Genomic DNA, 11,855 nt, shown 5'->3' with positions numbered 1-11,855 from the left:
GCTGGGTGATCTGTTACGCCCCGTACAAAGCGGCACAAGATCCCTCGGTAGCATCCGGGAATGCGAAACGGACGCAGGTCCTGGCTCGTGGCGTTCACGGCGTTTTTCCTGATTTTCGGGGCGTGGTGCTTCGCTGCGCCGTTCGACGGGCCGGCCGACGAGGTCCAGCACACCATCCGGGCGGCCGGGGTGGCCTCGCTCGACCCGGGGCAGATCTTCGCCCGCCCGGAGGTCGTCCCGGACGCGTTCGGCCGACCCGGTATGGGTGCCTATCAGCGGGTGCCGGCCGGGCTGGACGCGCATGCGGTGTGCTTCGGGTCCAAGCAGAACGTTTCGGCCAAGTGCGCGGCGGGGCTGCACGGCGGGCCGATCACGGAGGTCAGCACCAGCGCCGGACGGTACAACCCGCTCTACTACTTCGTCGTCGGGCCGCCGCTGCGCTGGTGGCCGGGGTGGGGTGGGCTGGTCCTGGCCCGGCTGATCAGCTCGGCGATCTGTGCCGCGCTGCTGGCCTCGGCGTTCGTGTCGCTGCTGCGCTGGTCGCGCTTCGGGCTGACGGCCGCGGCGCTGCTGGCGGTGGCCACGCCGATGCTGGCGCACCTGGCCGGCGGGGTGAACCCCAACTCGGTGGAGATCGCGGCCGGGATCGGGCTGTTCGCGGCGGGCATTCCGCTGCTGCTGGAGCCGCCGGACCCGGTGCGGAAGCGCTCGCTGGTGACGTTGCTGGGCATCTGCGCGGTACTGCTGCTGACCCTGCGTTCGGCGGGGCCGGCGTGGTTCGCGTTCGGCTTCTTCGCCCTGGCGGTGCCGGTGCGCTGGCGGTGGCTGCGGGAGTACTGGCGGCTGCTGCGGGTGAAGCTGTGGACCGCCGGCGTGGCGCTGGCCGCGGTGCTGTCGGCGGCGTGGATCGTGGGCATGAAGACCGGTGAGCTGGTGCCGCCGCCGCCCGGGCTGTGGGACTACAAGTTCGGCGAGGCGTTGGCGATCTACATCAACAGCTGGTGGGTGTACATCGAGGGGATGATCGGTGTCGCCGGCTGGTTCGACGTGACCATGTGGACGCCGTTCTACCTGGTGTGGGCGATGCTGGTGGGCGGGCTGGTGTTCCTGGGGGCGATCTTCGGCGACTGGACCACCCGCTGGCGGTATGCGGTCATCCTGGCCGGCGGCGTGGTGCTGCCCGGCGTGCTGCAGGTCAGCCAGGTGAACATGACCGGTTTCATCATCAACGGGCGGTACATGTTGCCGCTGCTGGCCGGGCTGCCGTTGCTGGCGGCGTGGACGCTGGAGCGGCGGCTGTTCGACGCGGGGCAGAGCCGTGCCTTGGCGCGCACGTTCGTCATTTTCCTGTTGCCGGTACACCTGGTGCTGCTGGTGTGGGCGATGGTGCGCTGGCAGCGGGGGCTGCCCACGAGCGCCGGCCTGGGCTATTTCAACCCCCTGGTGGGCAAGTGGCACCCGCCGACCGGCTCGTTGACGCCGCTGGTGATCATGGGGGTGGGCCTGGTGTTCACGGCTGTCGTCTTCTGGCTGGTACCGCGGGACGGGGCCCCGGTCGCGCCGCCCGCCCCGCCGGAGCAGCCGGCCGGCGACGTGCCCAACCAGCGGGAGCTGCTGTCCGACGCCGCCGCCGGCGCGCCGGGGCCGCGCGGCGACGGGCCGCCCACGACGGATACGTGGCAAGGATCGCGCGTGCCGGGGGCGGATACGGCAACCACGTCCCGATAGCCTTTGGGTTATGCCGGACCTACTGAAGACGCTCGCCGAGCGCGTGCTGCTCGCCGACGGCGCGATGGGCACCATGTTGCAGGCGGCCGACGTCACCCTCGACGACTTCGAGGGGCACGAGGGCTGTAACGAGGTGCTCAACGTGACGCGGCCCGATGTGGTCCGCACCGTCCACGAGGAGTATTTCGCGGCCGGCTCCGACGCGGTGGAGACCAACACCTTCGGCGCCAACCTCGGCAACCTCGGCGAGTACGGTATCGAGTCGCGCATCCGGGAGCTGTCCGAGGCGGGGGCCCGGCTGGCCCGGGCGGCCGCCGACGCGCACAGCACGCCGGAGCGGCCGCGGTTCGTGCTCGGCTCGATCGGCCCCGGCACCAAGCTGCCGACGCTCGGCCACGCGCCGTTCGGCACGCTGCGCGACGCGTATTTCGACAACGCCGCGGGCCTGATCGACGGCGGCGCCGACGCGCTGATCATCGAGACCTGTCAGGACCTGCTGCAGACCAAGGCGGCGATCATCGGCGCCCAGCGGGCCATGTCCGCCGCCGGGCGGGTCGTGCCGGTCATCACCCACGTCACCGTCGAGACGACCGGCACGATGCTGCTCGGCTCGGAGATCGGCGCCGCGCTGACCGCGCTCGAGCCGCTGGGCATCGACCTCATCGGGCTCAACTGCGCCACCGGGCCGGCCGAGATGAGCGAGCATCTGCGGTATCTCTCCCAGCACGCGAAGGTGCCGGTCTCGGTCATGCCCAACGCGGGCCTGCCGCAGCTCACCGCGAACGGGGCCTACTATCCGCTGACCCCGGACGAGCTCGCCGAGGCCCTGCAGCGGTTCGTGGCCGACTACGGCGCGGCCCTGGTCGGCGGCTGTTGCGGTACCACTCCGGCACACATCCGCGCGGTCGCGCGGAAGCTCGGCACGCACCTGCCGGTCGGCCGCGCTCCGCAGGTCGAGCCCGGTGTGGCCAGCATCTACCACCATGTGCCGTTCCACCAGGACGCCAGCGTGCTCATGGTTGGCGAGCGGACCAACGCCAACGGCTCGAAGGCGTTCCGGGAGGCGATGCTCGCCGGGGACTACCAGACCTGCCTGGAGATCGCCCGGCAGCAGGCCCGCGACGGCTCGCACATGCTCGACCTCAACGTCGACTACGTCGGCCGCGACGGCGCGCAGGACATGCGGGAGCTGGCCGGCCGGTTCGCCACCGCCTCCACCCTGCCGATCATGCTGGACTCGACCGAGCCGGAGGTCATCGCCGCCGGTCTGGAGATGCTCGGCGGGCGCTGCATCGTCAACTCGGTCAACTTCGAGGACGGCGACGGTCCCGGCTCCCGGTTCGCCCGGATGATGCCGCTGGTCAAGGAGCACGGTGCCGCGGTGGTCGCGCTCACCATCGACGAGGAGGGCCAGGCCCGCACCGCCGAGTGGAAGGTGCGGGTCGCGGGCCGCCTGATCGAGGACCTGACCACGAAGTGGGGTATGGCGGTCGAGGACATCCTGGTCGACTGCCTGACCTTCCCGATCACCACGGGTCAGGAGGAGGTGCGCCGGGACGGCATCGAGACGATCGGGGCGATTCGCGAGATTTCCCGGCGGTACCCGGGCATCAACTTCACGCTCGGCATCTCCAACGTCTCGTTCGGGATCAACCCCGCGGCGCGGCAGGTGCTGAACTCGGTCTTCCTGCACGAGTGCCAGCAGGCCGGGCTGACCAGCGCGATCGTGCACGCCTCGAAGATTCTGCCGATGAGCCGGATCCCGGACGAGCAGCGGGAGGTCGCGCTCGACCTGGTCTACGACCGGCGGCGCGAGGGCTACGACCCGCTGCAGAGGTTCATCTCGCTGTTCGAGGGCGTCGACGTCGCCTCGGCCCGCGCGTCCCGCGCCGAGGAGCTGGCCGCGCTGCCCCTCGACGAGCGGCTCAAGCGGCGGATCATCGACGGCGAGCGGGCCGGTCTCGAGGCCGATCTCGACGAGGCGCTGACCGGCCTGACGGCCCTGGCCATCATCAACGACGTGCTGCTCGACGGCATGAAGACGGTCGGCGAGCTGTTCGGTTCCGGGCAGATGCAGCTGCCGTTCGTGCTGCAGTCGGCCGAGGTGATGAAGGCCGCCGTCGCCTACCTCGAGCCGCACATGGAGAAGTCCGCCGACGACGCCGGCAAGGGCCGCATCGTGCTGGCCACGGTCAAGGGCGACGTGCACGACATCGGCAAGAACCTGGTCGACATCATCCTGTCCAACAACGGCTACGAGGTCGTCAACATCGGCATCAAGCAGCCGATCTCGGCGATCATCGAGGCGGCCGAGACCCGCCAGGCCGACGCGATCGGCATGTCCGGCCTGCTCGTCAAGTCCACGGTGATCATGAAGGAGAACCTGGAGGAGATGAACACCCGCGGCGTGGCGGAGCGCTGGCCGGTGCTGCTCGGCGGCGCCGCGCTGACCCGCGCCTACGTCGAGGACGACCTGCGTGCCCTCTACCACGGCGACGTGCACTACGCCCGCGACGCCTTCGAGGGCCTCGCCCTGATGGATCGGGTGATGACCGCCAAGCGCGGCGGCGCGCCGGTCGTCGACGCGGACCGGGAGGCGGCCCTGGCCGCCCGCCGCGAGCGCCGCGCCCGCACCGTCGAGGTCCGCGAGGACCTGCCCCCGCTCGACGACGCCTCGGTCCGCTCCGATGTCGACCACGGCGTTCCGGTCCCGGAGGCGCCGTTCTTCGGCACCCGGGTCGTGAAGGGCATCCCCCTGGCGGACTACGCGGCCCTGCTCGACGAGCGCGCCACGTTCCTGGGCCAGTGGGGCCTGCGCGGCGCCCGCGGCGGCAAGGGCCCGTCCTACGAGGAGCTGGTGGAGACCGAGGGCCGCCCGCGGCTGCGCTACTGGATGGACCGGCTGGCCGCCGACCGCGTCCTGGAGGCGGCGGTGGTCTACGGCTACTTCCCGTGCTACTCGGAGGGCAACGACCTGGTCGTGCTCGACGAGAACGCGCACAGCGAGCGGGCGCGGTTCTCGTTCCCGCGCCAGCGCCGCGACCGCCGCCTGTGCATCGCCGACTTCTTCAAGCCCCGCGACTCGGGCCGCCTCGACGTGATCGGCCTGCAGCTGGTGACCGTCGGCCAGCCGGTGTCGGACTACACGGCCAAGCTGTTCGCCGGCAACGCCTACCGCGACTACCTCGAGGTTCACGGCCTGTCGGTGCAGCTGACCGAGGCTCTGGCGGAGTACTGGCACCGCCGGGTCCGCGAGGAGCTCGTGCTGCCCGGCGGCCACGCCGTCGCCGACGAGGACCCGAAGGACCTCGACGGCCTGCTGCGCACCGAGTTCCGCGGCTGCCGGTACAGCTTCGGCTACCCGGCCTGCCCCGACCTGGAGGACCGGGCCAAGACGGTCGCGCTGCTCGACCCGGCCCGCATCGGCGTGACCCTGTCCGAGGAGTTCCAGCTGGCGCCGGAGCAGTCGACCGACGCCATCATCGTCCACCACCCGGACGCGTCCTACTTCAACGCGAAATAGCCGGTTCGCGGCCCTGCCGCCCGAGTGCTCAGTCCTGGATGTAGGTGGAGAGGAACCGGCCGAGCCGGGTCACCGCGTCCTCCAGGTCGGCCACGCGCGGCAGGGTCACGATCCGGAAGTGGTCCGGCTGGTGCCAGTTGAACCCGGTGCCCTGCACGACCAGCACCTTCTCCGCCTGCAGCAGGTCGAGGGCGAAGCGCAGGTCGTCCTTGATCGGATACACCTCCGGATCGAGCCGGGGGAACATGTAGAGCGCGCCCTGCGGCTTGACGCACGACACGCCGGGGATGTCGTTGAGCATCTTCCAGGCGATGTCGCGCTGTTCCAGCAGGCGGCCGCCCGGCAGGATCAGGTCGTTGATGCTCTGGTACCCGCCCAGAGCGGTCTGCACCGCGTGCTGGGTGGGCACGTTGGGGCACAGCCGCATGTTGGCCAGGATGTCCAGGCCCTCGATGTAGCTCGACGCGTGCTGCTTGGGCCCGGCGAGGACCATCCAGCCGGTGCGGAAGCCGGCCACCCGGTAGGCCTTCGACAGCCCGTTGAACGTGATCGTCAGCAGGTCGGGCGCGACCGCGGCGGTCGAGGTGTGCTCGGCGCCGTCGTAGAGGATCTTGTCGTAGATCTCGTCGGAGAAGATCAGCAGCTGGTGGCGGCGGGCGACCTCGGCGATGCGCTCCAGCAGCGCCCGGTGGTACACGGCGCCGGTCGGGTTGTTGGGGTTGATGACGACGATCGCCTTGGTGCGGGGCGTGACCTTGGCCTCGATGTCGGCGATGTCGGGCAGCCAGTCGTTGCTCTCGTCGCACACGTAGTGCACCGCCCGCCCGCCGCACAGCGACACCGACGCCGTCCACAGCGGGTAGTCGGGGGAGGGGATGAGCACCTCGTCGCCGTTGTCGAGCAGCGCCTGCAGCGACATGACGATGAGCTCGGAGACGCCGTTGCCGAGGTACACGTCCTCGATGTCGACGCCGGTCACGTCCTTCTGCTGGTAGTACTGCACGACCGCCCGGCGGGCCGACAGCAGCCCCTTGGAGTCGCCGTAGCCGTGCGCGGCGGGCAGGTTGAGGATGACGTCCTGCAGGATCTCTTCCGGCGCCTCGAACCCGAACGGCGCCGGGTTGCCGATGTTGAGCTTCAGGATGTGGTGGCCGTCGGCCTCCATGCGCTTCGCGGCGGCCATCACCGGTCCGCGGATGTCGTAACAGACGTTGGCCAGCTTCGCGGACTGAGTCACCTGCATGGCAGGCAACCTTACGGCCCGCCGTCCCGGAGTCCAGTAACCACTTCCCACGATGTGGCTCGCAGCGCCCGGAATCGGTACGGTCGTCCCGTGCGATTCGTGATCGTGGGCGCCGGCGCGGTCGGCGGGGTCGTGGCCGCCCGCCTGGCCGGCGCGGGGCAGGACGTGGCGCTGGTCGCCCGGGGCCGGCATCTGGAAGCCATCCGCCGCGACGGCCTGCTGCTGCGCGAGGCCGGCGGCGACTCCCGGCACCACCTGCCCGCCCACGCCTCCGCCGCCGAGGTGGACTGGCGCCCGGGCGACGTGGCCGTGCTGGCCGTCAAGAGCAATGACACGGAGGGGGTACTGCCCCAGCTCCCACGCTGGCTACCGGTGGTCTGCCTGCAGAACGGCGTGGCCAACGAACGCGCCGCGCTGCGCTTCTCCGCCGACGTCTACGGTGTGTGCGTCATGCTGCCGTCCGCCCACCTCGCCCCGGGCGTGGTCGTCGCCCAGTGCGCCCCCGTCCCCGGCATCCTGGACATCGGCCGCTTCCCGACCGGCACCGACGGGGCATGCCACGAAATTTCCGGACATCTCGTCGACGCCGGCTTCCACAGCGAGCCGCGCCCGGACGTCATGCGCCGCAAGTACACCAAGCTGTTGTTCAACCTGGGCAATGCCGTCGAAGCCCTGTGCGGCCAGGTCGACGGCCTCGGCGAGGCGGTGACCCCGCTCCGCGAGGAGGGCGAGGCGGTCCTGCGCGCCGCCGGCATCCCCTACGCTTCGTTCGAGGAGGACGCCGAACGCCGCGGCGACATCCTGCAACTGCGCACCGTCGCCGGCGAGCACCGCACCGGCGGCTCGACCTGGCAGAGCCTGGCCCGCTCCACCGGCGCGGTCGAGGCCGACTACCTCAACGGCGAGATCGTGCTCCTGGGCCGCCTGCACGGCGTGCCGACCCCGGCCAACGAGACGGCCCGCCGCCTGGTCGTGGACGCCGCCCACCGCCGCACCGGCCCCGGCACGCTGACCCCGTCCGCCTTCCTGACCGCCGTCGCCGAGGCCAAAGCGACCGCCTGACCCTTCACCACAGCCGCCCCAGCCACGCCCGCCCGCGCCGCACCGGGTTGTGCCGGGCCGGGCTGCTCTGGGACGTCCTGTTTGAGTGTATTTGCCCGATTGTCCGAGTCGCCAAGACCGAAAGTCCGGGTGGAGTGGCTGGGCTGGCGGGCGGCGGGGCCGTGAGGTTCAGCACGTCGGGCTGTGCGCGGGCCGTGGCAGGGGCGGAGCTTGGCAGGATCCTCAGCGTGGCGATGCAGGCGGTGCTCTTCGATATGGACGGGACCCTCGTGGACAGCGAGAAGGTCTGGGAGGTCGGGCTGGCCGAGCTCGCCGCCCATCACAACCAGCCGTTGTCCGATCAGGCGCGGCGGGACATGGTCGGCACCAACATGTCCGACTCGATGCGGATCCTGCACGCCGACCTCGGGCTGCCGCTCAGCCGGGAGGCCATGGACGACAGCGTCGTCTGGCTGGAGGAGCGGGTCAAGGAGCTGTTCCTCCAGGGGGGCGTGCCGTGGCGGCCCGGTGCGCGGGAGCTGCTCGCCGCGCTGCGGGCCGAAGGGGTGCCGCTGGCGCTGGTCACGGCCACGAGCCGGCATCTGGTCGACGTGGCGCTGCTGACCATCGGGGCGGAGAACTTCGACGCGGTGGTCGCGGGGGATGAGGTGGACGAGACCAAGCCGCATCCGATGCCCTATCTGACCGCGGCGCGGCTGGTCGGGGCCGAGCCGGGGCAGTGCGTGGCGGTCGAGGACTCGCCGAACGGGATTCGCAGCGCGCGGGCGGCCGGTTGTGCGGTGCTCGCCGTGCCGTGCGAGGTCGAGCTCGATCCCGACGGTGTGACCCTGGTGGGATCGCTGCTCGACGTCGACGTGGACTACCTGCGCAAGCTGGTGGGGTAGCGGCGGGTGCCCGCGGTCACCAGGACCGCGGGCGCCGCCGTTCCCCAGGGGTGGAACGTTCGTTCAGTCGTGCGCGATGGCCTGCAGCACGTTGACCCGCGCCGCGCGGATCGACGGCAGCACCGCGGCGACGACCCCGACCAGCGCGGCGAGCAGCAGGTAGGTGGCCATCTGGGTCCACGGGAAGGCCATCTCGGTGAAGCCCTGGCTCTTCAGGGCCCGCACCACCGCGGCGCCCAGGCCCACGCCCACGCCCAGGCCGAGCAGCGCGCCGAAGACCGAGATGACGACCGCCTCGACGGTGACCATCCGCATGGTCTGGGCCCGGCGCATGCCGATCGCCCGCAGCAGGCCCAGCTCCCGGGTCCGCTCCAGCACCGACAGCGCCAGCGTGTTGACGATGCCGAGGACCGCGATGAGGATCGCCAGGGCCAGCAGCACCTGGATCATCGTGAGCAGCTGGTCGAACTGGGCCGACTGGGCCGCGACGTACTCGGCCCGGTTGGCGACCGAGACCTCCGGGTTGTCCTTGAGCAGGGTGTCGACCTGCCGCTCGACGTCGGTGACGGACGTGCCGGGGGTGACCTTGACGTACCCCCAAGCGGGCTGCTGGACCCGGAAGTCCTTCACCAGGTCGGGCGAGACGACCACGCCGGACGTGACGTCGCTCTGGGTGTAGATCCCGACGATCGTGACGTGGTGCGGGTCGCCCCGGCTGAATTGCATGTCGACCGTCTGGCCCAGCGCGAGGTGCAGGTCCTTGGCGGTGTCGGGGTCGACGACCGCCTGGTCGGGGCCGGTCCACTGCAGCGTGCCCTGCTCGGCCTTGAACTTGAACATCGACGCCCAGGCGGCCGCGTCGGGCACCGCCGAGACCCCGTCGCGGCGGTCGCCGATCTGGGCGTACTCCCAGTACTCGCTCGCCACGCTGCTGACCCCGGGGATCTTCGCCGCGGCGGTCATCACCTGCGGGTCGAAGGTCGCCGGGCCGTTCTGGTCGCCGTCGCCGCGGATGATCAGGTCGACGGTCACCTGCGTGTCGGCCTGGTTCTGCAGGGTCTGCTTCGCCGAGGCGAGGATGACGTTGACGCCGGTGATGAGCGCCAGGCCGACCATGAGCGCGGCCGCGGTGATCGCGGTGCGCCGCGGGTTGCGGCCCGAGTTGAGCCGGCCCAGCTTGCCCGGCACCGACCAGGAGAACAGCCGGCCCAGCAGGTTGACGACCGGGCGGGCCAGCAGCGGGGTGAGCAGCGCGACGCCGATGAAGGTGACGAGCACGCCGCCGAGGATCAGCCACAGGGTGGTGTTGCCGCTGCCCGCGCCGGACAGGCCCAGGCCCAGCAGGGTGCCGCCGACCGCGCCGACCACCGCGCCGCTGACCGTGAGCTTCGTCAGCGGCCGGTCGGGCGTCGACACCTCCTGCAGCGCGGCGATCGGCGGGATGCGGCTGGCCCGCAGCGCCGGCATGACCGCGGCGACCACGGTGACCAGCAGGCCGACCACGAACGCGCTGATCACGGCCGAGGCGGGCACGCCGACGGAGGCCAGCGCCACCCCGGTGAGGTTGCCGAAGACCCAGGCCAGCAGTACCCCGACGCCGATCCCGGCCAGCAGGCCGAACACCGACGCGATGAGCCCGATGGCCACCGCCTCGGTGAGCACCGAGCCCAGCGTCTGGCCGCGGCTGGCGCCCATCGCCCGCATCAGCGCGAGCTCCCGGGTCCGCTGCGCCACGATGATCGAGAACGTGTTGAGGATGAGGAACGTGCCGACGAACAGGGCCACGCCGGCGAAGCCGATCAGGACGTTGTTGAAGAAGCCCAGGCCCTGCTTGAAGGACTGGCTGGTCGCGGCCTGCAGCTCGGCGTTGGTCTGCACCTTGTAGTCGGCGCCGACGGCCGCGGCGACGCGGTCGCGCAGCTGCTCCTCGGTGACGCCGGGCTGGCGGTGCACGTCGATGCTGCTGTACACGTCCTGCTCGCCGAGCATCAGCTCCTGCGCGACCGGCGTGGTGAACGCCACCTCCAGCGCGCCACCGAGCGAGTCACGATTTCCGCTGTACCCGAAGATGCCGACGAGCTTGAACGTGCGCTTCGGCTGCAGGGTGAGCACCCCGACCTCGTCGCCGACCTTCAGCCCCGCGTCGCTGGCGGTGGTGACGTTGACCGCGATCTCGTCGTCGGCGCTCGGCCCGCGGCCCTCGCGCAGCTGCAGCAGGTCGTTGGTGCCGGTCCAGTTCTCGCCGATCCGGGGCGGGCCGAAGGTGGTGACGACCTTGCCGTTCTTGCCGACCACCCGGGCGCCGTCGGCGGACGCCTGCGCGGTCACGCCGGCCACGCCGGGCACGGCCTTGATCTGCTCGACCACGGAGGCCGGGATGCTGGCGCTGGTCGGCGGCCCGTCCATCTGGTCGGCCTGGACCTTGGGCTTGTGGGTCACCTGGACGTCGATGCCGGAGTACACGGAGGCGAACAGGCTGTCGAAGGAGCGGCTGAGGGTGTCGGTGAGCACGAACGCGCCCGACACGAACATCACGCCGAGCACGACCGCCAGCCCGGACAGGATCAGCCGCAGATTGCGTGACAGCAGGCTCTTGAGCGTTGCCTTCAGCATCGGACTCAGGCCGCCTTGTCGCCGTGCGTGTCGAGCCGCTTGAGCCGGTCCAGGACCGCGTCGGCGGTCGGCGCGTAGAGCTCGTCGACGATGTGGCCGTCGGCGAGGAACACCACGCGGTCGGCGTAGGAGGCGGCGTTCGGGTCGTGGGTGACCATGACGATGGTCTGGCCGAAGTCGCGGACCGAGTTGCGCAGGAACGACAGCACCTCGGCGCCGGAGCGCGAGTCGAGGTTGCCGGTGGGCTCGTCGGCGAAGACGACCTCGGGCCGGGACACCAGGGCCCGCGCGCACGCGACGCGCTGCTGCTGGCCGCCGGAGAGCTGGCTGGGCCGGTGCTGGAGCCGGTCGCGCAACCCGACGGTGTCGATCACCGTCTGGTACCACGCGGGATCCGCCTTGCGCCCGCCGATCGACAGCGGCAGCAGGATGTTCTCCTCCGCGGTCAGCGTCGGCAGCAGGTTGAACTGCTGGAAGATGAAGCCGACCTTGTTGCGGCGCAGGTTGGTCAGCCCCCGGTCGGACAGGTTGGTGATCTGGGTGTCGCCGACGAAGACCTCGCCCCGCGTCACGGCGTCGAGCCCGGCGAGGCAGTGCATGAGCGTGGACTTGCCGGAGCCCGACGGGCCCATGATCGCGGTGAAGCGGCCCTTCTCCAGCTCCACCGACACCCCGGCGAGCGCGTTGACCTGCGCCTCGCCCGAGCCGTAGACCTTCCACACGTCGACCGCCCGCGCGGCCACCTCGGTGCGCGTCGCAACCGATGCAGTCATGATTCTCATTCCCCCTGGTGAACGATGTG

Annotated in this window: 7 protein-coding genes; 4 read left to right on the top strand and 3 right to left on the bottom strand. The window is 71.1% G+C overall.

What is annotated here, in order from left to right; all coding sequences use genetic code 11:
- Window positions 1–60: 60 nt before the first annotated feature.
- Window positions 61–1,728 (top strand): hypothetical protein, encoded by a 1,668-nt coding sequence (locus ACQPXD_RS34105; RefSeq protein ID WP_432825433.1) that lies wholly within the window; start codon window positions 61–63, stop codon window positions 1,726–1,728.
- Between the two features lie 10 nt (window positions 1,729–1,738).
- On the top strand, window positions 1,739–5,251 hold the full coding sequence (gene metH / locus ACQPXD_RS34100) for a methionine synthase (protein ID WP_432825432.1): 3,513 nt from the start codon (window positions 1,739–1,741) through the stop codon (window positions 5,249–5,251).
- 28 nt (window positions 5,252–5,279) lie between these two features.
- On the opposite strand, the gene ACQPXD_RS34095 is transcribed toward metH, so the two are convergent.
- A complete protein-coding gene (locus ACQPXD_RS34095; protein ID WP_432825431.1) occupies window positions 5,280–6,494 on the bottom strand; it encodes a pyridoxal phosphate-dependent aminotransferase in 1,215 nt (404 codons plus the stop codon).
- Between the two features lie 90 nt (window positions 6,495–6,584).
- Between ACQPXD_RS34095 and ACQPXD_RS34090 the strand changes: the two genes are divergently transcribed.
- Both ACQPXD_RS34090 and ACQPXD_RS34085 read left to right on the top strand, forming a co-directional pair.
- Complete coding sequence (locus ACQPXD_RS34090) at window positions 6,585–7,556, top strand: ketopantoate reductase family protein (protein ID WP_432825430.1); 972 nt, start codon at window positions 6,585–6,587, stop codon at window positions 7,554–7,556.
- Window positions 7,557–7,798: 242 nt separating this feature from the next.
- On the top strand, window positions 7,799–8,440 hold the full coding sequence (locus tag ACQPXD_RS34085) for an HAD family hydrolase (RefSeq protein ID WP_432844074.1): 642 nt from the start codon (window positions 7,799–7,801) through the stop codon (window positions 8,438–8,440).
- A gap of 63 nt (window positions 8,441–8,503) precedes the next feature.
- Here ACQPXD_RS34085 and ACQPXD_RS34080 read toward each other — a convergent pair whose 3' ends face one another.
- Window positions 8,504–11,053, bottom strand: a complete 2,550-nt coding sequence (locus ACQPXD_RS34080) for an ABC transporter permease (protein ID WP_432825429.1) — start codon at window positions 11,051–11,053, stop codon at window positions 8,504–8,506.
- A gap of 5 nt (window positions 11,054–11,058) precedes the next feature.
- Window positions 11,059–11,826: an ABC transporter ATP-binding protein gene (locus ACQPXD_RS34075; RefSeq protein WP_432825428.1), complete on the bottom strand. Its 768-nt coding sequence runs from the start codon at window positions 11,824–11,826 to the stop codon at window positions 11,059–11,061.
- Window positions 11,827–11,855: the final 29 nt, after the last annotated feature.

Origin of the sequence: Dactylosporangium sp. CA-092794, from assembly GCF_050948465.1 — a bacterium.
Taxonomy (GTDB): domain Bacteria; phylum Actinomycetota; class Actinomycetes; order Mycobacteriales; family Micromonosporaceae; genus Dactylosporangium.
Note: the sequence above shows the minus strand (reverse complement) of the source record. Positions and strands in the feature narration are given on the sequence as shown.

Bases quoted from the DNA above. Each gene is read 5' to 3' on its own strand.
- ACQPXD_RS34075 (WP_432825428.1), bottom strand. From the start codon at position 11,826: ATGACTGCATCGGTTGCGACGCGCACCGAGGTGGCCGCGCGGGCGGTC.
- ACQPXD_RS34080 (WP_432825429.1), bottom strand. From the start codon at position 11,053: ATGCTGAAGGCAACGCTCAAGAGCCTGCTGTCACGCAATCTGCGGCTG.
- ACQPXD_RS34105 (WP_432825433.1), top strand. From the start codon at position 61: ATGCGAAACGGACGCAGGTCCTGGCTCGTGGCGTTCACGGCGTTTTTC.
- metH (WP_432825432.1), top strand. From the start codon at position 1,739: ATGCCGGACCTACTGAAGACGCTCGCCGAGCGCGTGCTGCTCGCCGAC.
- ACQPXD_RS34095 (WP_432825431.1), bottom strand. From the start codon at position 6,494: ATGCAGGTGACTCAGTCCGCGAAGCTGGCCAACGTCTGTTACGACATC.